The 25,298-nt window shown below is 67.5% G+C and carries 24 protein-coding genes and 5 pseudogenes; 13 read left to right on the top strand and 16 right to left on the bottom strand.

Annotated elements, in window-relative coordinates:
* Window positions 1-180: 180 nt before the first annotated feature.
* Together FHR32_RS43480 and FHR32_RS34790 are read left to right on the top strand one after the other, a co-directional pair.
* Window positions 181-315 carry a DUF4158 domain-containing protein gene (locus FHR32_RS43480; protein WP_221466661.1) on the top strand — a complete coding sequence of 45 codons (135 nt, stop codon included), beginning with the start codon at window positions 181-183 and terminating at the stop codon, window positions 313-315.
* A 12-nt stretch (window positions 316-327) separates the two neighbouring features.
* Window positions 328-711, top strand: a pseudogene (locus FHR32_RS34790) (DUF4158 domain-containing protein); the annotation flags it as partial.
* On the opposite strand, the gene FHR32_RS34785 reads toward FHR32_RS34790, so the two are convergent.
* Entirely contained in the window at window positions 708-2,072 is a 1,365-nt protein-coding gene (locus FHR32_RS34785) for a DUF2079 domain-containing protein (RefSeq protein WP_184758779.1), read from the bottom strand. The pseudogene FHR32_RS34790 and the gene FHR32_RS34785 sit on opposite strands and share 4 nt — an antisense overlap.
* Window positions 2,073-2,271: 199 nt before the next feature.
* Between FHR32_RS34785 and FHR32_RS34780 the strand changes: the two genes are divergently transcribed.
* Window positions 2,272-3,288: a tyrosine-type recombinase/integrase gene (locus FHR32_RS34780; protein ID WP_184758778.1), complete on the top strand. Its 1,017-nt coding sequence runs from the start codon at window positions 2,272-2,274 to the stop codon at window positions 3,286-3,288.
* Window positions 3,289-3,607: 319 nt separating this feature from the next.
* Window positions 3,608-3,943 (top strand): site-specific integrase, encoded by a 336-nt coding sequence (locus FHR32_RS34775; RefSeq protein ID WP_221466660.1) that lies wholly within the window; start codon window positions 3,608-3,610, stop codon window positions 3,941-3,943.
* 177 nt (window positions 3,944-4,120) lie between these two features.
* Here the strand turns inward: FHR32_RS34775 and FHR32_RS34770 are convergent, their stop codons facing one another.
* The 4 genes from FHR32_RS34770 to FHR32_RS34755 all read right to left on the bottom strand — a co-directional run bounded on the left by FHR32_RS34770 (window position 4,121) and on the right by FHR32_RS34755 (window position 8,331).
* The gene (locus tag FHR32_RS34770; RefSeq protein ID WP_184758777.1) at window positions 4,121-5,248 is read right to left on the bottom strand and encodes an SMI1/KNR4 family protein; all 1,128 of its coding nucleotides are present in this window, start codon (window positions 5,246-5,248) and stop codon (window positions 4,121-4,123) included.
* A 95-nt stretch (window positions 5,249-5,343) separates the two neighbouring features.
* Entirely contained in the window at window positions 5,344-6,882 is a 1,539-nt protein-coding gene (locus FHR32_RS34765; RefSeq protein ID WP_184758776.1) for a site-specific integrase, read from the bottom strand.
* A complete protein-coding gene (locus FHR32_RS34760; protein WP_221466659.1) occupies window positions 6,863-7,210 on the bottom strand; it encodes a helix-turn-helix domain-containing protein in 348 nt (115 codons plus the stop codon). Before FHR32_RS34760 ends, FHR32_RS34765 begins: the two co-directional genes overlap by 20 nt.
* Window positions 7,207-8,331, bottom strand: a complete 1,125-nt coding sequence (locus tag FHR32_RS34755) for a tyrosine-type recombinase/integrase (RefSeq protein ID WP_312882838.1) — start codon at window positions 8,329-8,331, stop codon at window positions 7,207-7,209. Before FHR32_RS34755 ends, FHR32_RS34760 begins: the two co-directional genes overlap by 4 nt.
* A 249-nt stretch (window positions 8,332-8,580) precedes the next feature.
* Between FHR32_RS34755 and FHR32_RS34750 the strand changes: the two genes are divergently transcribed.
* Window positions 8,581-9,111 (top strand): transposase, encoded by a 531-nt coding sequence (locus tag FHR32_RS34750; protein WP_184758774.1) that lies wholly within the window; start codon window positions 8,581-8,583, stop codon window positions 9,109-9,111.
* Between the two features lie 425 nt (window positions 9,112-9,536).
* Here FHR32_RS34750 and FHR32_RS34745 read toward each other — a convergent pair whose 3' ends face one another.
* Window positions 9,537-11,192: a serine hydrolase gene (locus tag FHR32_RS34745; RefSeq protein WP_184758773.1), complete on the bottom strand. Its 1,656-nt coding sequence runs from the start codon at window positions 11,190-11,192 to the stop codon at window positions 9,537-9,539.
* Between the two features lie 221 nt (window positions 11,193-11,413).
* Here FHR32_RS34745 and FHR32_RS34740 point away from each other — a divergent pair, with 221 nt between their 5' ends.
* From FHR32_RS34740 to FHR32_RS47420, 3 genes are all read left to right on the top strand, one after another.
* On the top strand, window positions 11,414-12,361 hold the full coding sequence (locus FHR32_RS34740; protein WP_184759023.1) for a helix-turn-helix domain-containing protein: 948 nt from the start codon (window positions 11,414-11,416) through the stop codon (window positions 12,359-12,361).
* A gap of 202 nt (window positions 12,362-12,563) precedes the next feature.
* On the top strand, window positions 12,564-12,860 hold the full coding sequence (locus FHR32_RS47425; RefSeq protein WP_184759022.1) for a DUF4158 domain-containing protein: 297 nt from the start codon (window positions 12,564-12,566) through the stop codon (window positions 12,858-12,860).
* Between the two features lie 5 nt (window positions 12,861-12,865).
* Window positions 12,866-13,417: a DUF4158 domain-containing protein gene (locus FHR32_RS47420; protein WP_184758772.1), complete on the top strand. Its 552-nt coding sequence runs from the start codon at window positions 12,866-12,868 to the stop codon at window positions 13,415-13,417.
* A gap of 11 nt (window positions 13,418-13,428) precedes the next feature.
* On the opposite strand, the gene FHR32_RS34725 is transcribed toward FHR32_RS47420, so the two are convergent.
* From FHR32_RS34725 to FHR32_RS34705, 7 genes are all read right to left on the bottom strand, one after another.
* Window positions 13,429-13,959: a transposase gene (locus tag FHR32_RS34725; protein ID WP_184759021.1), complete on the bottom strand. Its 531-nt coding sequence runs from the start codon at window positions 13,957-13,959 to the stop codon at window positions 13,429-13,431.
* Complete coding sequence (locus FHR32_RS34720; protein ID WP_184758771.1) at window positions 13,956-14,564, bottom strand: helix-turn-helix domain-containing protein; 609 nt, start codon at window positions 14,562-14,564, stop codon at window positions 13,956-13,958. The genes FHR32_RS34725 and FHR32_RS34720 overlap by 4 nt, the downstream gene beginning before the upstream one ends.
* Before the next feature lie 164 nt (window positions 14,565-14,728).
* The gene (locus tag FHR32_RS43475; protein WP_221466464.1) at window positions 14,729-15,427 is read right to left on the bottom strand and encodes a hypothetical protein; all 699 of its coding nucleotides are present in this window, start codon (window positions 15,425-15,427) and stop codon (window positions 14,729-14,731) included.
* Window positions 15,381-15,767, bottom strand: a complete 387-nt coding sequence (locus FHR32_RS43470) for a transposase (RefSeq protein ID WP_221466657.1) — start codon at window positions 15,765-15,767, stop codon at window positions 15,381-15,383. Before FHR32_RS43470 ends, FHR32_RS43475 begins: the two co-directional genes overlap by 47 nt.
* Before the next feature lie 104 nt (window positions 15,768-15,871).
* Window positions 15,872-16,138, bottom strand: a complete 267-nt coding sequence (locus FHR32_RS43465) for a hypothetical protein (RefSeq protein WP_221465275.1) — start codon at window positions 16,136-16,138, stop codon at window positions 15,872-15,874.
* 193 nt (window positions 16,139-16,331) lie between these two features.
* Window positions 16,332-17,069 carry an ABC transporter permease gene (locus tag FHR32_RS34710; RefSeq protein ID WP_184758770.1) on the bottom strand — a complete coding sequence of 246 codons (738 nt, stop codon included), beginning with the start codon at window positions 17,067-17,069 and terminating at the stop codon, window positions 16,332-16,334.
* A gap of 1 nt (window position 17,070) precedes the next feature.
* Window positions 17,071-17,976 carry an ABC transporter ATP-binding protein gene (locus tag FHR32_RS34705; RefSeq protein ID WP_184758769.1) on the bottom strand — a complete coding sequence of 302 codons (906 nt, stop codon included), beginning with the start codon at window positions 17,974-17,976 and terminating at the stop codon, window positions 17,071-17,073.
* A 489-nt stretch (window positions 17,977-18,465) separates the two neighbouring features.
* On the opposite strand from FHR32_RS34705, the pseudogene FHR32_RS45110 reads away from it, so the two are divergent.
* A pseudogene (locus FHR32_RS45110) lies at window positions 18,466-18,711 on the top strand (DUF4158 domain-containing protein); the annotation flags it as partial.
* On the opposite strand, the gene FHR32_RS46310 reads toward FHR32_RS45110, so the two are convergent.
* Entirely contained in the window at window positions 18,603-19,031 is a 429-nt protein-coding gene (locus FHR32_RS46310) for a hypothetical protein (protein ID WP_281391173.1), read from the bottom strand. The pseudogene FHR32_RS45110 and the gene FHR32_RS46310 overlap by 109 nt on opposite strands.
* A gap of 153 nt (window positions 19,032-19,184) precedes the next feature.
* Here FHR32_RS46310 and FHR32_RS47740 point away from each other — a divergent pair.
* From FHR32_RS47740 to FHR32_RS34685, 4 genes and pseudogenes are all read left to right on the top strand, one after another.
* A pseudogene (locus FHR32_RS47740) lies at window positions 19,185-21,138 on the top strand (Tn3 family transposase); the annotation flags it as partial.
* Window positions 21,139-21,341: 203 nt separating this feature from the next.
* The gene (locus tag FHR32_RS34695; RefSeq protein WP_184758768.1) at window positions 21,342-22,010 is read left to right on the top strand and encodes a HEAT repeat domain-containing protein; all 669 of its coding nucleotides are present in this window, start codon (window positions 21,342-21,344) and stop codon (window positions 22,008-22,010) included.
* A 6-nt stretch (window positions 22,011-22,016) separates the two neighbouring features.
* Window positions 22,017-23,021, top strand: a complete 1,005-nt coding sequence (locus FHR32_RS34690) for a HEAT repeat domain-containing protein (protein ID WP_184758767.1) — start codon at window positions 22,017-22,019, stop codon at window positions 23,019-23,021.
* Window positions 23,022-23,437: 416 nt separating this feature from the next.
* A pseudogene (locus FHR32_RS34685) lies at window positions 23,438-24,288 on the top strand (IS5 family transposase).
* On the opposite strand, the gene FHR32_RS34680 reads toward FHR32_RS34685, so the two are convergent.
* Window positions 24,195-24,497, bottom strand: coding sequence for a hypothetical protein (locus FHR32_RS34680; protein ID WP_184758766.1), 303 nt, complete (start codon window positions 24,495-24,497; stop codon window positions 24,195-24,197). The pseudogene FHR32_RS34685 and the gene FHR32_RS34680 sit on opposite strands and share 94 nt — an antisense overlap.
* A gap of 196 nt (window positions 24,498-24,693) precedes the next feature.
* A pseudogene (locus FHR32_RS34675) lies at window positions 24,694-25,119 on the bottom strand (transposase); the annotation flags it as partial.
* Window positions 25,120-25,298: the final 179 nt, after the last annotated feature.

Raw genomic sequence — 25,298 nt, 5'->3', positions numbered from 1 at the left:
TCGGGCACGGGTGGAACATCAGGCTCCAGCGCGGGCTCTGACGGGGTCCCAGTAGTCCTGTCGAAGAATCCAACACATATAGCTCCGACCTGCGGCGACGCAGGGGTCGGCGTCAGAGCCTGAGATCGTTTCCGCTACGTTCTGTTCCGGTTTATCCGGTCTGGGGCGTGGGGTGGTTCGGTGTCGGAGAAGATGTTCTCCAAGGAGCAGTTGGAGCAGTTACGGTCGTTCCCGGATATCGGCCGCGATGAGTTGATCACGTACTTCACGTTGACGCCGGCGGATGTGGCGTTCGTGGATCCGGGGCGGGGATGAGGTCCGGCCGATCGGCTGGGGGTGGCCGTGACGGTCTCGACGCTGCCCTGGCTGGGGTTCGTGCCCGATGAGGTGAGTGCGGCTCCGCCGGTAGCGGTGGCCCGGCTGGCGAAGGGGCTGGGCATGGCCCCAGGGGCGTTGCGGGTGTACGGGCGGCGAGCCCAGACCCGGGCGGACCACCTGGGGCAGGTCGCCAATTACCTGGGTTGGAAACAGGCCGCGGCCGGCAGCCAGGAGATGAAAGAACTGGAGCAGTTCCTCACCGACCGGGCCATGGAGCATGACTCCCCGACGTTGTTGTTCAATCTGGCGCGGGAGTATCTGATGTCGGTGAAGGTGATCCGGCCTGGGGCGAGCGCGTTGGCGAATGCGGTCAATCGGTGTTCGAGTGCCTAGCCTTCAGTCCTGTGAAGGACGACATAGCCTTCACGCACGAAGAGCACCCGATAGCCGTGCGCGCGCAGTTCGGCGACGTCGTCGCGCTGCTCAGTGAGAGTCTTGAACATCGGTTGCGGTGTGGCGACATCGGCCACGACCCACGGGGCGCGGCGTGGCATTGACCGCCAGATCACTACTTTGGTCCTGCCCGAGAGGTTCGGGCCGACCTGGTTGGCCGCTTCCACCAGCACACCATCAGGAACGGTCGCGATAGCGGCGGCAGCTGCGTCCTCGCGTCCTGTGCTGTGATACCGGGCCGGATCGAACAGATCCCGAAGCGGGAAGGAGGCCACCAGCGCAACAGCGATCACTGCCACGGCGCCGGCCCAGATCTGGCTGAGGTCCCACCGATGACTGATCTTCGGCCAGGACCCGAAGCGCCATCGCCGCAGTCGCTGGATCCCGTCGATTGACGCGCACAGCAACGCCATGATGAGGGCTGAGTTGTAGTGGTAATGGGTACCCCACCAGCCCGGCTGGTCGGTGGCCAGCATCCTTTCGAAGATGAGCATCGCGGGCGCCAGCACATACGGCGAGGCCAGAGGTAGGAGCAGGAGTGGGGCCAGCAACAGCACCATCGTGCTCACCTTGACGCTCGGGGAAGTCAGCACGGCCAGGGCGTCCAAGGGGTGGGTGAGGATATGAGCCACGGCCTCACCTGGGCTTGCTCCAAGACCGCTGTAGTACCAGTAACGGTGTGCGGAGCCTCCGAACGCTGGAATGAGGATCTGGCTTGAGATCCACACCGCCAGCGGGCCGGCCAGCGCCATGACAGCGCCCATGAGCCGCCAGTGCTTGCGTAGCAGCAGGGCCAGACCGAGCCCGGCGACGAAGAATCCCACGTCCTCTTTGATGAGCAGCAGCGCGGCCGCCGTGACGGCGACCGACCAGCGCCGGCCCGCGTCGAGACGCTCGAAGGGCACAGCCGTCAATAGCGGCATGAAGGCGTACTCGTGGAAGTGAAAGGCCACGGCCTCTGCGATCGGCCACGACAACAGGTACGCCGCAGCGACCAAGTACGCCGCACCGGTTCCCAAGCGGCGTCGGCACAGCACCCACAGCGGCACGGCGGCGCTGGCGAACAGCGCCGCCTGCGCGACGATGAGGGTCTGCGGGCCGTCATGGATCCAGTACAGCGGTGCCAGCGCGGCCAGGATCGGGGAGAAGTGGTCACCGAGGACCGAGACCGCGGTGCCGAGCTGGTTCCACTGGTCCTTGACATAGGAACCGGGAATCCCGAATTGCGAATAGCCGCGAACGGCCTGGTCGAAGATCACCAGATCGTAGATGCCGGTCCGGAACCTTGCGTACTCACCCACCCCAAGGTCGTGTACGCGGCCGTCGCGACGAGCACCAGGCAGACCACGGGATATCGATGTCGCATTTTGATCATGGTAGAAGCTAGCGGGGGAAACCGTGGCATATCGCGGCAGACCGAGACGGCGGCTCGTTGGCGTCGACGACAGCGATTACCGTTGCACTTCCGGAATTACTCAATTCCGGAAGTAGACTGCGGCAATGACTTCCGGAAACACGCAGAAGCCGGTACCGCAGAGGCCCGGAACAGCTTCCGGAAACACGCCGCCACGATCCTGGGGCCGCCAGCCGGTCGAACTCCCGCCCCCCTACGACCGCGCGCTGGCCGACTACGGCGCCGCGCTGAGCGGCTCGCCCCTGGCCGAATCCAGCCGGGCCAAATATCTGTCGCGGGTGCGCGGGTTCCTCGCCTTCGTCGCCGAGGCCTCAGCCGACGGCATGCTGGACGGCGATGCGCTCACCGACCCCGCGGCCGCCACCTGGGCGGTGCGCGACTACCGCCGCCACCTGAAAAACGGCCGCCGCGCCGCCACCACGATCGACAACGTGCTGGCGGCCGTCGACGACTTCCACGCCCGATCCGCCTTGGCCGTCACTCCCGCGCGGCGCGAACGCGCCCAGCGGCGCACCGCGTCCAAAGCGCTGGACGAGCGCCAGGTGCGCCGCTACCTGCGCGAGGTAGAAAAGAACGCCTCCGCCCGAGACGCCGTGATCGCACTGCTGCCCTATTTGGCGGGCCTACGCATCGGCGAGGTCGTCGCCCTGGACGTGGCCGACGTGCGCATCTCAGCCCGCAAGGGCGAACTGCGCGTGCGCGGCAAGGGCCACGGCGGCGGCAAGATCCGCACCGTCGACCTCCACCCCGACCTGCGCACGATGCTGCAAACCTGGCTGCAGGCCCGCGCGGTCTGGCCCGGCGCCGCCACCGCTGCGGCGCTGCTGCTCAACGCCCGCGGCGGACGGATCACCGACCGGGCCGCCCGCAACATCATCGTCCGGCTGGGCACCGCGGCCGGCATCAACGACGACCCCACCGAGCCGTTCGGCCCGCACGTGCTACGCCACACCTTCGGCACCCAACTCGTGCGCGCCGGCAAAGACCTCATCCTGGTCGCCGAACTCATGGGACACGAACGCCTGGACACCACCCGCCAATACACCCTGCCCACCTCAGCCGACCGCGCCGCCGCCCTGGGAGCGCTCATCACCGACCACTGACCTGACTAAACAATGCCCCCTTGGGGCTGGTGACGCAGGTCTTACCGGCACCCCGACTTCGCCACCCTCCAGGCCGCCTGGTGACCTCCCACGGTTACGACGGCGGCCACGCCCGCAGGACCTGATCGTCGCCGGGTTCGGGCTCGGCCCGATACCCGACCGTGAGCAGCGCGGCCTCGTACTACCCCACGCTCCAGACCAGACAAACATGAACAGAACGCAGCGGTAACGATCTCAGGCCCCGACACCGGCTCCTGCATCACCGCAGTTCAGAGCTATATGTGTTGGATTCTTCGACAGGACTACCGGGACCCCTTACGTGCAGATCTTCAAAGGGTTCCATCGATTCCTGCAGACCCGCAAGGCGGCCCAGATCGAGGCGGCCTTCGGGGTCCGCCTGGTCTGCCCGGTCGATGAGTTCAACGCCTCCCGCCATGTCGGCGATGACTCCCCGGCCCAGCTGCCGCCGCCAACCCCGGAGCGGGTGACGGAGTTCTTTGACTTCCTCAAGACGCGGATCGCCACCGCCCGCAAGTACGCGCCCGCGGCGCGCGACTACGCGCTGTTTCGAACGCTCTATCACGCCGGCCTGCGTTCGGAGGAGTGCGCGCCGTTGGATCGAGCCGATGTGCACTTCGGCCGGGGCCGGGGTTGATACTGGTGGGCTCGTCTATTCAACTGTCGCGAATTGTCGTTCCCATGGGCCTGATGGTGACGTTCCGTGTTCGTCGTCGATGCCGCCCTCGTGGCGGTGGTTGATTCCCGGGCCACCGCTGGCGGAACGAGTCAAGCGCCGCCGCAACTGACTTCACGGCGGCAAATTGACCTGCGTTCAGCACCGTCTCGTGGCCAGGAGTTCGCGTCCGCGCTCCGGCGTGATCAGGCGGGCGGCCCGGGGATCGGCCAGCAGGGCGATCGGTGCGAGATGGTCCTCATGCAGCGGCCGCCAGTGGATGAGGGCGTCACGCAGGCACGGCCATGCCTCGTCACCGGCGTCGAGAGCGGCGTGCGCGGCCGCGTCGAACTCCGGGTTGCCGAAGCAGAGCCGGAATCCCGGCTCTTTTTGCCGTGCCTGATAACGGCCGAGCAGGTGCTTGACCCGCTGTGGACCGCGGTCCCACAAGGACTGGGCGGTGGAGCCGGAGCCGAAGCGGCGGGCCCGCTTGTGCGCGGCGAACAGCAGCGGCAGGGCCTGCGCGGTGAACAGGTCCTCGTCGAGGGTCCACGACCGGGTGTCGCCGTGGGTGAGCAGCCGGTAGAACGGATCGTCGTCCTCCTCCCTCAACAAGGTCCGCATCTGGAAGTGTAGGAACGAGGCACGGTCACGGCCGAAACGCGCGGCCTGCGCAAAGACGGCCAGCGGGCGCTCCACCTCGCCGCGCAGGCTCGCCAGCCGGGCGTCCTCGACCATGACGTCCCACTCACGCTGGGTTTCGCATGAGGGGCGGTCGAGGGCGTGGAATCCGGTGTAGAAGCCGTGCATCTTCTCGTAGAACGAGCCATGCCGCTCGGGACCCATGGCCGTCCACGAGAACACGTCGTAAGCTGCCCATTCACCACGCTCGTCGACGTCGCCCGGGTCGAGGTAGACAACACCGGCGTCCGCCTCCAGAGAGATCAGCAACGATCGTGCCGCCGCGGGCTCTGCGTCCTCCTCATCCCAGTCGGCATAGGCATCGGCCCACATCGGCTCCAGATCGGTCAACCAGCCGATCTCCTCGGTGCCGCGTAGGCTCCAGACGAAGTTGCCCGCGTGTCGCCAGCCGTTGGTGACCAGTAAGAACTCCCGGAATGATGGGGGCAGAACGCACCCCAGACGCGACTCTAGGGCGCGTACCTCGTCCTCGGTGGCGGGCGAGCACCCGAGCCAGGGCTCGCCGTCCGGCTCCTCGTCGGGGTGGGCGATACGCCATTCCTCGCTCCAGCGCTGAAGGAACTGCTTCCATGCATGACGGTCCACAGCGGGCTCCTACGGCGTCGCATTATTTGGTCCCGCGAATTCCATCAGGCGCCACCGACATCGCCGGTGCCGGGAGTACTGGTGAGCTCGCCCATTCAACTGTCGCGAGTTGTCGGCGACGTGGAGCTCGATGGTGACCGTCCGTGCTCTCCGGGGGCATAGCGGGTCCAGGTTCCGCCGCCCTCGTTGAGGAGTCGGGCGGTGGTCTTGTCGTGGTAGCCGAGGGCATCGGCGACGACGGGGGCGGGCATCTCAAGGAGCTGCTGCCGGATCGCAGCGCCGCGGGCGGCGGCCGCTGGGATGCCGATTTCTCTCAGGAGCTCGGACAGATGGTCGGGACGGCAGGGCTGGCCCGCTCGGCGGCCAGGAAACAGCCAGCGAGAGTCGCGGTTAGTGGCGGTGTTCATGTTGTCGCGAGCCGCGATGTAGTTCAGCAGCAAGGACGCGACCGGCTCGGGGACGGGTGAGGGCGGATCCCCGAGACGCAGGAACACCGTTTCTCCATCGCGGAGCAGGTCATCAACGGTGAGCTGGACGACCCGGGTAAGGGATTGTGCGTAGAGGAGCACGATGATCCCGGCGACACGCAGAAGCGGGGGAACCTCAGCATCGATCAACAGTCGGCGGAGGGCAGCCAGGCGATTCTCCTCGGTCATGGAGGCCTGGCGCGAGATCTTTCCCGCAGGCAGGGACAGCGATCGTGAGCACTGACGGCTCTGCATAGCCCAGGTGAGGAAAGTTCGCACCTGGGCGCGGGTGTGTTCGGTGTTCTCGGCGTACCAGGCGTCGATGTCGCTCTGGCGGCAGGAGGCGAGGGTGCGGTCGCGCTTGTCGAGCCAGATGAGGAACGCCGTTGCGTATTTGATCTGATCGGCGGCGTTGCGGCGAACACTGGGCATGATGTTGCTTCGTTCGGCGCGGTTCCGCAGGGCGGGAAGAACGCGCCAGGTCGCGAACAGCCGGATCGTCTTGACGTGCTCAGGGTTGGCGATGCTGGCCAGGTGGCCGGGGAGCCAGCGTTGGAAGGAGCAGATGTACTTGTCGGCGGCGGGCAGGACGTTGCTGGTCACGAGGAGTTCTTCCAGGTGAGCGATGGTCCGCCAGGGCTGGAGCTCGTGGAAAGCATCGTGGGTGAGGGGGATCTGCCCGCGAGCGAGCCGTTGCAGAAGAGCCGACGCGTTTCCTGGATGGTTGGGCCGCATCGCCAACCAGGCCAGCCCGCTGGCGGGCCGTTCCATCGCCACGAGCAGGTCGAACAAGGGGCTCAGCTCCGGGCGAATGTGGCCGGTGCCATCGTCCAGGACAGCGGTGAGCCGGTCGCTGAGGGTGCAGCGTTCGCAAAGTCGCCCGCCCAGGAGTTTGCCCTCGAACCCGCAGCGCGAGCAGTCGAAGGTCTGGGAGAAGCCCGCGCAGGTGGTGCAGATTGCGACGCCGTCGCCGCGTCGACGTCCGGGAAGAGCGCGGTCCTGACCGCATTCGGGACAGGTGCCCCGGGTGCGAAGCGCTCGATCGGCGCAGTTCCGGCAGATGTAGCCGTCCGGCCAACGTCCGGATTTGGGTCCGCAGCGACCGCAGCGGCAGCACTCGGCATACCACCGCTCATATTGCTCGTCGTTAGCGTAGGTGCGGGTCATGCGTCAGGAAGGATGCGAGCCGGGCGCGGCCGGAGCTTCTCGACTCCGGCGGGGTGGGCAGGTCGCCAGTGGCGGTCTTGCGGACGCCGGCGTTCTCGGCGGTGGTGGCGACCAGGTCGGCCGGGGTGCAGGCAAGGATGTCGCAAAGCGCGGACATTACCTGCAGCGACAAGCGCTCAGGCGTTCCGGAGACCAGACGGTGGACTTGAGAGGCCGATAGGTCGATGCCGCGCTCGCGCAGGAGTGGCACCAGCTCGGTGGCTGTGAAGACGCGCCGATCGGCCATGATCTCGCGCAGCTTCCAGGTGTAGCCGATCTTGCGTTTCATGATTCTTCTCCCGTCTGGGCCTGGAGTGCGGCGGCGATGGTGGCATCCAGGTGCCGGCGCAGGGTGCGGGTGCGGAAGTCGGAGCTGACGCAGGTGTAGATCGCGGTGGTGCTCGCGTGCTCGTGCCCAACCTGTTCCTGAACGAAGCGCGGGTCCCAGCCGTCCTCGATCAGGTGGGTGACGTAGGAGCGGCGAAAGGAGTGGAAGTCCAGGCCCTCATCCAGGCTCAGGGCCTGGCGGTAGGCGATGAAGCGGGAGTTGAGCCGCTGGCAGCCGATCCGCAGTCCGCGCTCCGATGGCCAGGCCGCGGGGTTGTTGTCGGTGCCGAACAGCGGGCGGACCTCGGTGAACCACTCCTCCAGGATGTCGGGGGTCCACTTCCACACGGTTAAGGCGGTGCGGCGTTTGGGTGGTGAGCCCTTCTTGGCCTTGCCGTACCGGACGTGGCAGCGGCCGTACTCGCCGAACTCCGTGCCGTGCGGGTTGCGGCCGAAGTCGGCCGCGTCCAGCATCCGTGCCTCGTTGCGGCGCAGCCCATAGGAGTAGGCGGTCTTGAACAAGGTGGCATCCCGGAAGGCCGGTAACCAGCCCTTGCGGCCGAAGGCCCGGATGCGGGCGACCTCGTCATCGCAGTGCTCGAAGAAGGCGTGCAACTCGGCCTTGGTGAACGCACGCTTGGCCGCGTCGGCTTCGTGTTCTTGAACGTGGACCGCGGTGTTCCACTCGTGCACGATCTGGATGGGGTGGGTTCCGAACCGCTCTTCACATGTCATGGCCCACTCGTAGAGGGGATCGGTGACGAAGTGGCAGAACGCGCGTACCGCCTCGGAGTAGGAGCGGATGGTCGAGCGCTTCAGCTCGCGCAGGGAGCGCAGGTCACCGAGCCATTCGTCCACCATGGCGGGCATCCACTGCCACGGATAGGCGTTGACGTAGGCGGCGAACGCCTTCACGGTGTTCTCCCGCCCCTCCACGGTGGAGCGGGCCAGGTTTCGTGCCAACTGCTGGTTGGCGAATCCCGTCAGCATCGCGGTGAAGACCTGCTCCTCCGGCCGGAGCAGCGTGATCCCGTCGACGAGGTGCAGCCTGGCTGCTCCCGGTATCGACCCGTCCGCCCCCACGCGCCCACCACCCTCCGCCACTCGCATCAAATGCGAGAAAGTCGCATCGTATGCGAGCTGCTCGGTGACCCGCAGGTCATTCGAGCAGAGACCCGAATTTGTGAACGATCCCCCTCCTCCAGTCGCTATCGTCATTGCTGTCGCCCGCGCTCCATCGTCGCTGGTCGGCCCAGGTGGCCACCCGCCCTTCAGTGACCATCCGCAAAGAGTCGCGAATTCGCATTAGATGCAATTGGCGGCACTTGGCCGGTGACTCCGCGTACCTTCGGCCCCGCGCCCGCCTGGTCCGCCGACGGCCACCGGATCAAAGCGCCGCTGGAATACTTCCGCGGCCCCGACAAGACCTGGGTGTACGGTGCGCTGCGCGTCGCCGACGGCGCCGCGGTCACCATGACCGCCGCCTCCCGCAACAGCGACTGCTACCAGCGGTTCCTGCAACGACTCGAGGACGCCGACCCCGGCCACGGTGACATCTGGGTGATCGCCGACAACCTGTCCGGTCACAACAGCCTCGCCACCCGCACATGGCCGGCCGACCATCCCCGCATCCAGCACGCGTTCATCCCGGTCGGCGCCTGCCGGCTCAATCTGCAGGAGGCGTGGTGGCGGATCTTCCGCCACCATGCCCTGGCCGGAGTGTCCTTCGCTGATAGCAAGGACATCGACCACGCCACCCGCATCGCCACCGCCCAGCTCAACCAGCGGGCCAAACCCTGGGTCTGGGGACGGCCACCACCGGCCCCCAGACGCCTACGCCGCCAGTTCGTCTACAGCCTTTGAGGAACGGAGCACCAGGACGAACTCAACCTCACTGCTTGATCAGCCCGGTCCCTGAGAAAGAGCTACACCCAAATCTATACGCCGGGGCTGTGCACCATGGGCCGGTGCGGGTCGGTGCGGCCGGCAAAACGAGCAGGCCCGCCAGGCGGACTTGCGCCTGGCGAGCTTGCTGGTGCCGCGCGCGGGCCGTGGGGAGGTGGAACGCAGTCGGAGAGCTCCCTTATATCTTGGCGGTGTCGACGCCGAGATCGACCGGCTTGGAGATGCCCAGGCGGTCGCCGATGTCGGTCCCCGACGGCCCGGGTCGCGGGCGGCCTGAACGTAGTGGTCGAGGACCGCACGTACCCCCAAGCAGGACAACGGTCGCATGGATCCGAATGGTGCGCCGCCATCGCGGCTTGGGCGGACGGCAGTGCAAGGAGCGGCTACTTCGTGGGGAGGCCGACCGCGTTGGACGCGTCGGCCTCGAAGTATTCCGTCGTAGCGAAGGGGCCGGCGTGATCCTCGAAGAAGCTCCTGACGCCGTCGATCGAGTCATGGACGATGACGTTCACTGCCTTGGTCCCGTCGGTGCTCGTCACCGCCAGCGTCCACTTGGAACCCTTGGGAAGCTGGCCGTACGCCTTCTTCAGGGAATCCCAGAAACCGTCGTTGTCGGAAATCGTGGAAACAGCCATGACGTGCATCGTGGCATCCTCCTCATTGACTCTCGGATTTACTCGGCAATTGATGTGAAGATACTGTGCGGCACCATTCTTGAAGTCGTAGATCGCGACGGTCTGAGGGTCCTCGAGCGGATCGTCCGAAGGCATCAAGAAGTGGGTCTCGCTGATCGGGGACAGCTCGTAGTCGAGCTGTTCTGGTTTATTGAGGAGTTGCGCCTCCATGGGGTTCAGGGTGAATTTGAGGTGGAGTTTTCCGCGGTCGGCCGCCACTTCGTAGCGGGTGCCGGGGCGCTCGTAGGAGCCTTCGTACCTGGACAGATCGAGGGCCAGGGTCGGGTCGGGCTCCGGCAGGTCGGGGATCGTGACCGCGCCGAGGTCGGCCAGGATTTCGTTGAACACCTTCCGGTAGAAGCTGTCGCGCGGCCCGGCGTTCGCCAGCATCGAGACGGCGATGTTCGATTCCGGCAGGATCCGCAGGCGGGCGCTCTGGCTGACTGCGCTGCCGTCGTGGGCGTAGACGGTTTGGCCGTGCCAATCGCACACGATGAGGCCGAGTGCCCATTCCGGCCCGAACATGTACGGGTCAGGTATGGGGACCCGCGACTCCGTCATCTCGCGGATGATGCCGGGTGAGACGATTCTGGTCCCGTTCGGCGCCTTTCCTTCGTTAAGGAAGACGTACGCCATCGTGAGCAATTCCCGGGCTGTCGTGTTGACGTTGCCTCCGGGGCCGAAGGAGCGCGGCAGGTGACCCAGCGGTGAGAAGATGGGTCCCTCTTCGAGGGATCGGATCAGGTATCCGGTCGCGGCCCGGTTCTGGTCCGCGTGCTCACGCCGGCTGCTCGTCGAGGTCAGTCCCAAGAGGTCGAACAGGCGATCCTTCATGATGTCGTCCCACCGCTTGCCGTCGATCACCTCCATGATGCGGGCGAGGATCGCGTAGCCCAGGGCCGCGCTGTAGCCGTGAGTGTGGCCCAAGGGGTGGACCTGGCATGCGCCGGCGATGTTCTCCACCATGCGCTCGTACACGTCGTCGTCCTCGCCCGGATCTCCGTAGTTCTCCTCGATGCCGTTGGTGTGGTTGAGGAGATGGCGGGGTGTGACCTTGGCGCTGACGCCGGGGTCGGCGACCCGGAAATCAGGGAGGTAGGTCCGCACCGGCTCGTCCAGGGCGACTTTCCCCTCGTCGACGAGCTGCATGAAGGCGAGGGCGGTCCATGTCTTGGATACGGAGCCGCACTGGTAGATGGTGTCGGTCGTCGCGGGCTCCCGCGTGGAGATGTTCTTGACGCCGACCGCGAAGTCGGTGATCTCCCCGTCGCGGAGGACGCCGATCGCGGCACTCGGAATCCGGTACTCCGCGAGCAGCTCGGAGACGCGAGCTCGCATCCGGGTCACATCCAACGCTCTTGCCATAAGGGGTTCCTCGTCCTGTCCGATTCTTTCCAAGCGGGAAAAGGCTACGTTGCATTTCAAGTCTCGTCAACGAGAAACCTCCAATAACGCGCTTGGGATGCTGGACTTTCAGCCGATCGTTGCAACAGCATTGTTGATAAATGCAATCCATGCCAACCAGCCGTTGCAATGTACTGTTGGTGAACGCACCCGTGAACCCGAACCGACAGGAGGGCGAGCCGATGCCCGGAGGCAGGCTGACCCACGAGGATCGCCGGCAGATCGCGATCTGGCTGGCCGAAGGGCTGGGATACGCCGAGATCGCCCGGCGGCTGGGCAGGCCCACATCCACGATCAGCCGCGAAGTGGCACGCAACAGCGCGCCCGGCGGCTACCTGGCCGACCGCGCCCAGCAGGCCGCCGGGCAGCGCGCCCGCCGCAGACCAGTTCAAGCCACGGAGCCACCAGCCGACGGGCGGCCGGCCGAGTCCGTGCGCGGTTTCGTGGAGCAGTTCGCGACGCTGCTGGTCGGGACCGGCCTTCCCCGGATGCCCGCTCGCGTGTTCGTCTGCCTGCTCGCCTCCGACTCCGGGAGCCTGACGTCCGCCGAGCTCGTACGCCAGCTACAGGTCAGCCCGGCGTCGGTGTCCAAGGCCATCGGCTACCTCGAGGAGATCGAGCTGGTCAGGCGCACACAGGATTCCGGCCGCCGCGAACGGTACGTCATCGACGACGATGTCTGGCTCCGGGCGTTCAAAGCCGACACCGGGGCACACGCCGAGGTCGCGGCGGCCGCGCGGCACGGGATCGAGATCTTCGGCGTCGGCACGCCCGCCGGCACCCGGCTGGGCCAGATGGCTCAGTTCTTCACCTGGATCAGCGAGCAGATGAACGACAGCGGCCTCACCGACGCCGTCGTGCACGACGCGCTGACAGTGCTGGCCGCGCTGGTGTACGCCGCTCGGCCACTTACCGTGGACGACCTCGCCACGGCACTGGACTGGCCCATCCAGCGGGCGGCCGACGCCCTGGACGCGATCAGCCGTCGTCCGATCCTCTCCGACCCGCTCACCATGGAGCAGGTCGGGCGCGGCGCGTACGCCATCACCCCGAGGCCGGACCGCCTGAGCTCCGCACAACGCGACGCACTGATCGTCAGTCCGCGCTCGACCCGAGGGACTCGAAAATGACGAAGCCGGATAGACGTCGCAACCGCGATCCCTCCGGGGGTCCCGGCAGCAATGAAGCAGAATCCAACGAACCCGCCCCTGACTTGGGGCTATTTGGGTTTGGGGGACGCCTGGCGATCTCTGCTACTACGGTTCGTACTGGTTTCGGTGCGGTCGTGGAGATTGGCGGGGGTTGGCGGTTCAGTTCTTCTCCGACGAGCAGATGGAGCGGCTGCGGTCGTATCCGGACATCGGCAGGGAGGAGTTGATCAGGTTTTTCACGTTGACGCGGAAGGATCTGGGGTTCATCGACAACTTGAGTCGGGGCGGGGGCCGGGGTTCGGCGGCGCGCTTGGGGTTGGCGGTGCAGCTGTGCACGTTGCCGTGGCTGGGGTTCGTGCCGGATGACATCTGGTCGGTGCCGCAGGCGGCGGTGCAGCGGCTGGCGAACCAGCTGGCGGTGTTTCGGGAGCCCTGGAGCCGGACGGGGGGCGGGCGCAGACCCGTAGTGATCATTTGAGGCTGGTGCTGAAGTACCTGGACTGGAAACCGGTTCCCACCAGGGGCGAGACGCTGAAGGAGCTGGAGCAGTTCTTTCTTGACCGGGCGATGGAGCACGACACGCCGTCGCTGCTGTTCCACCAGGCGGCCGAGCATCTGATCAGCTCGAAGGTGGTCCGGCCCGGTGCGGTCGTGTTAATGAAGATGGTCGGGTCGGCGCGTAACGCGGCGGGGGCGTTGACATCGGAGAAGGTCGATCATCTGTTGACCGGACCGATACGAGCGGATGTGGACCGGCTGCTGGTGTTCGACGAGGAGCTGGGGATGACCCGGCTGGCGTGGTTGACGACGCCGGCGGTGGAGGCGACGGCCGCGGCGGTGAAGGTCGCGATCGCCAAGCTGCGGTATCTGCGCGGGATGGACGCCCACCGTCTGGATCTGTCGATGCTGCCGACCGAGCGGCGCCGGTTCCTGGCGACGTTGGGGCGGCGGTCGACGGTGCAGGGGCTTCAGCGGCGCGGGGAGCGCCGCTATCCGATCCTGCTGGCGCTGGTCGCCCAGTCGGCGGTCGACTAGTGCTCCGTTCCTCAAAGGCTGTAGACGAACTGGCGGCGTAGGTGTCTGGGGGCCGGTGGTGGCCGTCCCCAGACCCAGGGTTTGGCCCGCTGGTTGAGCTGGGCGGTGGCGATGCGGGTGGCGTGGTCGATGTCCTTGCTATCAGCGAAGGACACTCCGGCCAGGGCATGGTGGCGGAAGATCCGCCACCACGCCTCCTGCAGATTGAGCCGGCAGGCGCCGACGGGGATGAACGCGTGCTGGATGCGGGGATGGTCGGCCGGCCATGTGCGGGTGGCGAGGCTGTTGTGACCGGACAGGTTGTCGGCGATCACCCAGATGTCACCGTGGCCGGGGTTGGCGTCCTCGAGTCGTTGCAGGAACCGCTGGTAGCAGTCGCTGTTGCGGGAGGCGGCGGTCATGGTGACCGCGGCGCCGTCGGCGACGCGCAGCGCACCGTACACCCAGGTCTTGTCGGGGCCGCGGAAGTATTCCAGCGGCGCTTTGATCCGGTGGCCGTCGGCGGACCAGGCGGGCGCGGGGCCGAAGGTACGCGGGGTCACCGGCCCCAGCTCGTCGGCGCAGACGACGACCGCGCCGTCCGGCGGGTCGGTGTACAGGCCGACGACCTGCGTTCTTTTGCGGCGAAGTCCGGGTCCTTGCTGGTGGTCCAGGACCGGGTGCGGCGCCATCTCACCCCCTCTTTCAGAAGGATCCGGCGCACCTGGGAACGGTGAATGTCGATGCCCTGCTCACGGGCGGCGGCGGTGAGGGCATCCAGGGTCCACACCGCCGGCCCATCCTCGTCGTCGGCCTCCAGCTCACCCCAGGGCTCCCAGCGCAGCTGCCCGGGCGGTGTCGTCTTGACCAGCGCGATGAGCTGCGATCGTTCGGCTTGGGTGATCCGCGGTCTGCGACCGGGCCCGGGCCGGTCACCGAGCCCGTCGATGCCTTCGGCGTTGAAGCGGCGCAACCGGCGGCGCACGGTCTCCGGATGACAGCCCAGCATCGCGGCGATGGCCGGGCCGCGCATCTCCTCCCAGCTCAACACGACGATCTGGGCGCGCTGGATCCAGTCGGCCGGGGCGTGCCGGGCACCGGCGAGTTTACGGATCTGGCGTTCCTCCTCGCCGTCTCGCGGCGCTCGAGCGTGCAGCAGTTTCGGCATGATGACACCACCTCCCTGTCATCCACGATGCCCCTGATCAGGATGGCTGGCCACCGCTCAGCTCAACACCCTTTGAGGAACCCAGCACTACGATGGTTTGTTAAGGCGGGGCGTAGAGGTTGAGGGACCGCCCCGCGGTGACGGCTGTGACCAGGCCCTGTAGTTCAGCGGGCGGGGGCCTGCTCGACCAGTTGCGCCACCAGCGTTGCAGCAGTGCGCAGGGGGTCAGCCAACCGCGGACGTGGCGGGCGGCGCGAGGCCAGCACAGTGGCACGGGTGGCACTGTGGCGGTGGGCCCCCCTCTCTCCGCCGTCGGTGTCGGCCGGGGCGGGCGGGAGGTGTGGTGGCGGGACCGGATCGGCGGGCCGGGCATGCCGGCAGAAGGTGAACGCGCAGGCCACCAGGGCCCAGTGGCGGCGGATCGCGGCATCGGAGCGGACCTGGAAATCGGCCCAGCCGAGTTCGTCCTTGACCTGCTTGTAGCCCTGTTCGATCCACGTCCGCAGGCCGTAGAGGCGCACGATCTCGGCCAGGCCGGCGGCCGGATGCGGGCTCCAGGCCGCACGGACGCTCCCAGGGCGGGGCAGGTTGGTGGCCAGATACCAGGTCGCCTTGGCCGGCAGCGTCGCCGGGTCGGCGGTCGCGACGATCAGCCGGACCGCCTGGTGCGGGCCGTAGCCGCCCAAGACCGCGTCCGCGGCCCACCACACGGTGCTACGGCCATCGCGAAACCGCCGCACGACCTTGGTCCAGGCGCCCGGCGCTTGGGGACCTCCCCAGGCAAGCTCACGGGCGGCGTCGATCGGCGTGTGCGCCTCATCCACCGGAGCCCAGGAGCCCTGGTGCGGCTTGAGCGCGAGCACGAACGGCCAATCCAGCGGCCCACAGTTCAGCGGTGAAGGCCGCATTGTCGCCGTAGGCGCAGTCGGCCACCAGCGCCCGAAACGGCACGGCGGCGGCCTGAGCCCGACCTGCCAGAGCGGCCGCGAGCTGCGGCTTGGTGCGAAATGCCGGATCGCTGCGGCCGCGAGGCAGCCGAGCGGCGGGGGTGTAGGGCACCGCGTGCAGCGGGTAGTAGACCCGCTCGTCGGCCCAGAGTGTGGTCACTGCCACGATCCCGTTCTCGATCTTCCCGACCGAGCCCAGATACTGGTGGGCGGTGTGCGCGGTGGCGGTGCCGTCCTTGCGGTCCCCTCCTGTCATCGACCACCGGCACCCCGCCCGCATGCGGCGCGGTCACCGGATCGGCCCGCAGCAGCTCAAGGCGCCGGGCGTTGACTTTCTCGTGATCCCACGGCGACTCCGACTCAGAAGAACTGCAGCCGCTGCACCGCCGCGTTCTGGGCCCCGACCACCGGCTCCGCACCGGCCAGGGCCGTCAGCGTCTTGTTCCGGTCCCGCGGCAACAACAGCCCGGCCAGATATTCGCGGAACCCCCGGCGCTGCGCGAGCGAGCACCACAGATCATCGAACCGGGCCGCGTACTCCTCCAACGGACCCGGCGCCGGTGGACACGGACGCCGCGCGGTCACCACCACGACCACCCCCGAACAGCACCAACTACCCCTATCCACCGGCTTACCGCGACATCGACCCCATGTCAACAAACCACCGACTAGTAGTAAGGACGCAGGAAACAACGGATATGCAGGTCGAAGCCCTTTGCGGGGGCTTCGACCTGCATATCCGTCGAAAATTTCCCCAGTACTACCGGGACCCCCTCCACGGGCATCGCGTCACGCGCCATGGGCCCATTCTGCGGGCCGATCACTCCCAGCGGAACCATCGTGCGGCTGCGGCGATCAGGACGACGCTCCACAGCGCCGTCACGCCCAGCAGCGACCAGTCGGGCCAGTGGCCGCGCATCGCCTGGTCGAGCGCCTGGGCAGCCGCCCCGAACGGGGTGAACTCGATGATGCGCCGGGCGATCTCCGGCAGGACCTGGACCGGTCCCCACAGTCCCGCGGAGATGGCCAGCGGGAAGAAGGCGATCGTGGCGACCGTGGTGGCGAGCTTCGTGTTCGGGACGAACGCGGCGATGATCGTGCCGAGCGCGAGCGCAGCCAGGGTGGCCAGGACGAGGGCCGCCACGTACCCGGGCAGGTGCCGCGGGAGCGATACGCCGTGGATGAGCCGGCCAGCGGCGATCACGAGGACCGCCGAGCCGAGGGCGACGACGGCGTGCAGAACGATCTGCGCCGTCAGGAGGGTGAGCGGCCGTACCGGCGTGGTGGACATGCGGCGCAGGATCCCCTGCTCCCGATAGCTGATCAGGAACCCCGGCATGACCTGCGTACCGGACATGATCACGGCGAGCAGCAGCGCGGGGACGTAGGCATCGACCATCCGCAGGCCGCCGAGTGCCGCGTCGGCCGCCCGGAAGGTCGGCAGCAGGCCGAGGATGATCAGCAGCAGGGTGGGAAAGGCCACGACCCAGAACACCCCCGCACGGTTACGGCCGATGAGGCGGGCCTCGGCTTTCAGCACGGCGGTGGACGCGGACATGTCAGGTCTCCTGTTCGGTGAGGTGGAGGAAGGCGTCGTCCAGGGTGGGGTTGGTGACCTGGAGGTGGTGTGCCGTGATCTGGTGCCTGGCGAGCAGGGCGATCAGCGTCCCGACCGTCTCGTCCGTGCCGCGCACGCTCACCTGGCCGTCCGCAGCTTGCCGCACGGACACGACAGCGGGCAGCGCGGCCAGGTCGAGGTCGCCGATGGGGCGGGAGGGGGTGAAGGTGATGACCGTGGCGGCGTCGGTGCGGCGGATCAGCCCGGCGGGCGTGTCGAGGGCGACGATCTTGCCCGCGTCGAGGACGGCGATCCGGTCGCACAGGCGCTGGGCCTCCTCCATGAAGTGGGTGACCAGGAGGATGGTCACCCCGGAGTCGCGCACATCCTCGATCAGTTTCCAGGTGTCGCGCCGGGCGCGCGGATCGAGTCCCGTGGTGAGCTCGTCCAGCACGACGACCTTGGGAGCGCCGATGAGAGCGAGCGCGATGGACAGGCGCTGCCGCTGACCACCGGAGAGCGTGCCGAAGCGGGCGTCGAGCCGGTCGGTCAGGCCGAGCCGTTCGGCCAGCTGCCGCCAGTCGGCCGGGGCCGGGTAGAAGGCGCTGTACAGCTGCAGTGCCTCGCGGACGGTCAGGTTCTCCTGCAGCGCGCTCTGCTGGAGTTGCACGCCGAGGATCCGGGTAACGTCCTGACGCTCGGTGAGCGGGTCGAAGCCGGCCACCCGCACCTGCCCGGCGTCAGGCGCCCGCAACCCTTCGACGCACTCGACCGTGGTCGTCTTGCCGGCACCGTTCGGGCCGAGCACGCCGAAGATCTCGCCTTCCTCGACGGCGAAGGAGACACCGTCGACCACGGGCCGGCCCCCGTAGGACTTGCACAGTCCGGTGACTTCGATGACGGGCATACGTCGATGATCACGGCCGAGGCCCCTGCCGCGCATCGCCCATCACGCTCGAGCGGGCATCATCCGATCGGATGATGCCCGGTATCCAACCTGCCCGGAACCCCAGTTAGTCCGGGTCTCGTACGGCAGGCACGACGTCCTCGGGCGGTGTGAGCAGCATGGCGAGCTGGTCGCGGCAGAGTCGGCGGTAGTCCACCGAGCCGGTCGACGCCGAGGACCTCCCGCACGAGCTGGGGCATGGCGACCGGCGCGAACGCGGCCATGTGCGCGAGCAGGGACCCGACCGGCGCCACCCCTGATAGGAACGCCGCAGCCAGGGGTTCAGGGCGTCTGCTGCAGCGCCCGGTAGATGGTGCCGCGGCCAACCCCGGGTGTGAGTAGTTGCGGTACAGGAAGTAGCGCTGAGATTGATCATGGTCGCTACCACAGCGAATAGCCCCGGCGTGGAGCTTCCGAATCGGCACGTTCCTGGGGGACGATCCGCTGGCGGTGCCGTGGGAGGTCGTGGACTACCTGGCCGGCCAGCTCGGCATCGAGGACGCGTCGTGCGTGAAGTCGTACGCGGAGCGACGGATGACGCCGTACAAGCACGCGCAGGAGATCCGGGAGCGGTTCGGGTACCGCGACTACAGCGACCGGAAGTGGTCGCGGGAGTTCCGGACGTTCCTGTATGGCCGGGCGTGGACGCACGCCGAGGGGCCGGTGGCGCCGTTCAACCACGCGGTGACGTGGCTGCGCCGGCACCGCGTACTTCTGCCGGGTGTCTCGGTGCTGGCCCGGCAGGTGTCGGAGGCCCGCACGGTGGCGGAGCGGCGGCTGTACGAGTCGGTGGCCAAGGCCGCGCACAAGGCGGACCGGACACTGGCGCCGGCGCTGGTGGGCCTGCTGGAGGTGTCGGAGGGCAAGCGGCTCTCGGAGCTGGAGCGGCTGCGGACGCCGCCGACGAAGTCGACGGGCACGGCGATGGCCCGCGCGATGGAGCGGGTGGAGGAGATCTCGGCGTTCGCTCTGGGTCGGGTGAACCTCTCAAGGGTGCCGGTGAACCGGCTGAACACGCTGGCCCGGTATGGGCAGCTGAGTAAGGCGCAGACCTGGACTTGGCGGCGCTGTGGGCGGCGGTGGAGGAGACCGTACCGAGGGCGGCGGTGTCCGGTGCGGTGGCGATGGTCGAGGCCCTGGTGCCGGAGGGCGACGGGTCGGCCGAGGCGGCGATGCGCGAGAAGCTGGCCCTGCGCTACAACACCGTTCGCCCGTTCCTGTCCCTGCTGGGCGAGTCGAACGCGCTGGGCGCCGCACAGGGCGGCAAGCGCATCCTCAAGGCGGTCCGACGTCTCCCGGCCCTGTCGCGGCGGCGGGTCAAGGAGCGCCCGCTGCTGTCGCGCGAGGTGGACGCGAACCTGGTGCCGGCGATGTGGCGGCGGGCGGTGTTCTCCAATGCCAAGCTGCCGCAGGGCGCAGTCGACCGCGATGCGTACGTGGTGTGCATGCTGGAGCAGCTGCACCGGGCGCTGAACCGGCGGGACATCTTCGTCGTCCCCTCCAACCGGTGGGCCGACCCGCGGGCGCAGCTGCTGGACGGGCCCAGGTGGGAGGCGATGCGAGGGGACGTGCTGGCCGGTCTGTCCCTGAACGATGATGTCGGCGAGCATCTGAGCGGGCTGACCCGGGGCCTGGATGCGGCCTGGCGGCAGATGGCCGACCGGTTGGCCGAGGCCGGGGATGAGACGAAGGTCGAGATCGTCGTCCCCGAGGGCGGGGGACGTGCCCGGCTGAGCGTGGACAAGCTCGGCGCGGTCGGCGAGCCGGAGTCGCTGACCTGGCTGAAGAACACCACGGAGGCGATGCTCCCCAGGATCGACTTGCCGAATCTGCTGTTCGAGGTGCACTCCTGGACCGGGTTCCTGGACGCCTTCAAGCACATGTCCGCCCGGCCCACGCGCATGGAGGGGCTGCTCGTCTCCCTGGTGGCGCTGCTGGTGTCGGAGAGCTGCAACATCGGGCTGACGCCGGTGTGTGACCCGAACGAGCGGGCGCTGACCCGCTCGCACCTGTCGCACGTGGACCAGAACTACCTGCGCGCCGACACCATCGCCGCGGCGAACGCGGCGCTGATCACCGCTCAGGGCCGTATCGAGCTGGCGCAGAGGTGGGGCGGCGGGATGCTCGCCTCCGTCGACGGGCTGCGGTTCGTCGTCCCCGTCAAGAGCATCAACACCGGGCCCTCGCCGAAGTACTACGGCTACAAACGCGGTCTGACCTGGCTCAATGCCGTCAATGACCAGGTCGCAGGGATCGGTGCGATGGTCGTGCGCGGCACCCCGCGCGACAGCCTGTTCACCCTGGACACGCTGCTGAACCTCGACGGCGGGGTGTGGCCGGAGATGGTGGCCACCGACAACGCCTCGTACTCCGGACATGGCCTTCGGCCTGTACAAGATGCTCGGCTTCCGCTTCGCCCCGCGCTTCCGCGATCTGGTCGACCAGCGGTTCTGGCGCGCGGACGTGCCCGTGCCGGAAGGCGAGGAGCCGGCCGGGGACTACGGGCCGCTCGAAGCCGTCGCCCGTAACAAGGTGAACCTCAAGCGGATCGAGACGCACTGGCCGGACATGCTGCGGGTGGCCGGCTCGCTGATCACCAACCAGGTGAGGGCGTACGACCTGCTGCGGATGTTCGGCCGCGAGGGGCACCCCACGCCGCTGGGAGCGGCGTTCGCCGAGTACGGCCGCATCGACAAGACCATGCACCTGCTCGCCCTGGTCGACCCGATGGACGATACCTACCGGCGCCTGATGAACCGGCAGCTCACCGTCCAGGAGTCCCGCCACCGCCTGGCCCGCGCGATCTGCCACGGCGGCCGCGGGCAGATCCGCCAGGCGTACCGGGACGGACAGGAGGACCAGCTCGCAGCGCTCGGGCTCGTCCTCAACGCCGTGGTGCTGTGGAACACCCGCTATCTGGACGCCGCCGTCGCCCAGCTGCGCGCCGAGGGTCACGAGATCAAGGATGAGGACGTGGCCCGCCTGTCGCCGCTGAAGGACCGGCACATCAACTTCCTGGGCCGCTATCTGTTCAACATTACGGCGAGCGGCCCAGCGCAGGGCCTGCGGCCCCTGCGTGACCCGGACGCGACCGACGTCGACGACGAGGACGCCGAAGGCTGAGTGTCTGTGTCACAACTCGTGATTCGTGACGTTGCGTGATGTCGGCGTACACGTGAACGTGCCTCATAACGTCACGCACGTCTCATCTGACTTGACAAGCACCGAACTCGGTGGACAGAGGGTGCCTGGTGATCTCGCGGCGTGACCCCGCTTGACCTTGACACAGTGACAAGGTCTTCACTGTAGCCAAGGAGGTGGTCCCGATGACCGTGCCGAAACAGGACACGGATACGATTCGAGCTTTCCAGGGGCTGGAGGACAGCCGCTCGTCAGTGCGGCTGCGGGCAGCGCTAGCGGTCGGCACGACCCCTGACCCGCGGTTCATCGACAAGCTCATCGAACGATGCGCGATCGAACCCGAATTCTACGTGCGCGACATGCTTACGTGGGCACTCACCCGCCACTCGGCATCAATGACGGTCCCAGAGCTTCTCAATGAAGTCCGCTCGGAGCGTGCGCAGGCACGGAGCCAGGTGTTGCACACGCTGTCCAAGATCGGAGATCGGCAAGCGTGGCCAGCGATCACACGGGCGCTTCTGTCCGACGCCGACGATGAGGTGGCGCGGAGCGCTTGGCGGGCAGCGGTCGTGCTCGTGCCCGAAGGTGAAGAGCCCGAGCTGGCCGCAGTGTTGTCGACACAGCTCGGGCGCGGCGAACGTGAGATGCAGCTGAGCCTCAGCCGGGCGCTGATCGCGCTCGGTGAGGTGATTTTGCCAACTCTGCGCGCTGCGATGACGGATCTCGACCCTCGCGTGCGCGCGCACGCGATCGCCACGGAACGGCTGTTGCGCGACCCGGATGCCGGATTCGAGTTCGCGATCGAGGAGGCGAAGCGCGTCGTAGCCCTCGGCAGGACCAGCCAGGAGGGGTGATAGGCAGTGTTGATCGGTGATGTGGCACGACGGTCCGGGGTCAGCGCCCGCATGCTCAGGCATTACGACTCGCTCGGCCTGGTGCGGCCAACGGGTCGTACCGACGCTGGCTATCGAGAGTACTCCAGCGAGGACATCCGGCGGATCTTCCATATCGAGAGCCTGCGGTCATTGGGGCTGTCGCTGCGTGAAGTCAGGCGCGCGCTCGATGATCCCGGCTTCACGCCCTCAGAACTCGTCGACGACCTCATCCGCCAGACGCGAGAACGCATCGCAGGTGAGACGGAGCTGCTCACGCGACTCCGTCGGATCGATGCCGCGGAACCCGCCGGCTGGGAGGACGTCCTCCAGATCGTTGTACTCCTCCAGGCGTTGGGGTCAAAGAGCGCTGGGAAGCGCCAGCGCGCGGCCTTGTCCTCAGTTGAAAAGGTTCCGGTGCCAGTGGAAGCACTGGTCGAGGCAGCGCTGAGCGAGACGGACCCGAACGTCGCCGGAGCCCTTCGATGGGCTTTGGCGCAATCGGGCGATGGCGGATTGGCGCTGCTGGCGGAGGGCCTCGGCTCACCAGTAGCCGAGGTGCGGAAACGTGCCGTCCAGTCCATCGCTGAGATTCCGAACGGTGAGGCGACCGCACTGCTGCAGGACGCCCTCGCGAACCCCGACATCGTGGTCCGCAGGTATGCAGCTCTGGCGCTCGGGGCACGTGGAGTAGCCGACGCGGTCCCGACGCTCGTCGATATGGTCGTCGAGGGGACGAATGACGTCGATGCAGCCGATGCACTGAGCGCGCTGGCGAGTCGTCCCGCGTTGGCGGATCAGATCGCTACCAGGCTCGTTGATTGCCTCGCCCACGGCACCGTTGAATCGTCTGCACGTCGACGGCTGACACAGGCGCTCGCGGATATCCCGGGAATCACAGCGTCACGTGCCCTCGCAGATCTGTCACATGACGAAGACCGTGCCGTTGCGCTTACTGCGGCATACATTCTCGGGATACGCAACGCACGATAACGGATCTTTCCTGGGGTGCTGTGTGCGTGGGGCCCAGTTGTTGCTGGTCACGGCCCAGGACTCCCGAAGCTACGTCCAGGGGCGAAGTAGTGCCGTAGCAGGCAACGTTCGCCCTGTAGGTCGTGACGCGCGTCGGTCGATGTCCGCGGTCGGCCGGCATAATCGAGGGACATGGCTGCCCGGCCTGCCATCGGCTCCGCCGCCACGACGATGCGCTTCGCGCGTTGTGCTGTTGACTGCCGCGATCGGCGGCCCCGGAAAACGATTCGCCGGCTTTGCGGAGTCCTGACGCAGTGGTGCACCATGACGAACTTAGAGGGAGTTTTGAGAGGGTTTGCCCTCGTATGAGTTTTCCCCAGAGTGAGGATCTCATGACGGAGAGTTGACATCCGATACGGCTGCGATGGACTGGCGGCATGGCCGAGCGTAAGCCTTACCCCAGCGATCTGTCCGACGAGCGATGGGCGCTGATCGAGCCGGTGATCACGGCGTGGAAGACGCGGCACCCCTCGGTCAGCGGACACCAGGGACGCTACGCGATGCGGGAGATCGTCAACGCGATCCTCTACCAGGCCCGGACCGGCTGCCAGTGGCGCTACCTGCCGCACGACCTGCCGACACACACCGCGGTGTACTACTACTTCGCCGCCTGGCGCGACGACGGCACCGACCAGACCATCCACGACCTGCTGCGCTGCCAGGTCCGGGAGAAGGCCGGACGACGCGAGGACCCCACCGCGGTGGTCCTGGACACCCAGACCGTACGCGCCTCGGTCAGCGCGCCCGCCGCCACGACCGGACTGGACGCGGGCAAGAAGAGCCCGGGCCGCAAGCGCGGCCTGGCCGTCGACGTGACCGGGCTGGTGATCGCGGTGGTGGTGGCCGCCGCGAGCGTGCACGACAACGCGATCGGCATCCAGTTGCTGGACAAGGTCGCGATCGACAACCCCGCCGTCACCAAGGCGTGGGTGGACGCGGGATTCAAGAACGCGGTCACCCGGCACGGAGCCGCGCTGGGCATCGAGGTGGAGACCGTCCACCGCGACCCGCAGACCAGGGGCTTTGCACCGTTACCCAAGCGGTGGGTCGTCGAGCAGGTCTACGGCACTTTGATGCTGCACCGTCGCCTGGGCGGGACTACGAACGGCTGACCGCCAGCGCCGAGTCGATGGTCTACTGGTCGATGGCCGACAACATGACCCGCCGGCTGACCGGTACCGCCACCACGACCTGGCGGTCGAGGTCGTTGCTGGGCTTGGCGGCGTGACGACACGCCCCGGCACCGCACCGGTGGTGCCCGATGAGCTGCTGCGGCACCTGGACGAACGCGAACAGGACGTCCACGCCGAAGCCGACCGGCTGCGCGCCGAGATCGCCGAGTTGTCCGCCCGGCTGGAGGACATCCAGCAGGTGGTGTCCCGTCTGCGGCTTACCCGGCAGACCCTGCTGGAGATCGCCGGGCAACAGGGCGAGCAAGACCAGCCCGGCACTGTCGGCGCCGGTGAACCGCTCCCGCCCGCCTATCAGGAGATTCTGGCCGTCTTCACCCGCATCGACGGTGACCTGCGCGCCAAGGACCTGTGCCGCGCCCTGAACCCTCTCTGTCAGACTGCTGTGAGACATAGACGTATGAGTCATTTTGATGTGAAGCAGGGCGAGACGGGACCACCAAGACAGTGACGATCCCGTTGTCGGTCTTACCGAGCCGGCCCAGCCACTGACGGGACACGTGATCGGTGGCGTGCCCGTCTTTGCGGTCGCCGCTGTCGTCGATCACCAACACCCCGCCCCGGTGCGGCGCAACCGCCGGATCGGCCCGCAGTAACGCCACCCGCCGGTCGTTGACCGCCTCGGGGTTCCACACCGATTCCGACAGGAAGTACTGCAGCCGCTGCACCGCCGGATCATTGATTCCCACCACGGGTTCGGCCCCGGCCAGGCAGGTCAGCGTCTTGTTGCGCTCGCGAGGCAGCAACAGCCCGGCCAGATACTCGCGAAACCCGCGCCGCTGCCCGAGCGCGGAGAACAGATCATCGAAACACGCCGCGTACTCTTCCAGCGGACCAGGCGCCACCGGGCACGGCAGACGAGCGGTCATCACCCACCCCCTGAAACGCTCGAACGAGCATTAATAAGGCGATACCCGGCATCATTCTTGATCCAACGAACCACCGGTAGCGGTACGGGATGTTCGAGCATGTCAGGACGGGTGTGCACGACAACGGCGTTGAGTCAGCGTCGGCCCGAACGTGGCGGGAGAGTCTGGCGCGATAACGC

This window comes from Streptosporangium album (genome assembly GCF_014203795.1).
Taxonomy (GTDB): domain Bacteria; phylum Actinomycetota; class Actinomycetes; order Streptosporangiales; family Streptosporangiaceae; genus Streptosporangium; species Streptosporangium album.
The sequence above is the reverse complement of the archived record's forward strand: the minus strand, read 5'-3'. Positions and strand labels throughout refer to the sequence as shown.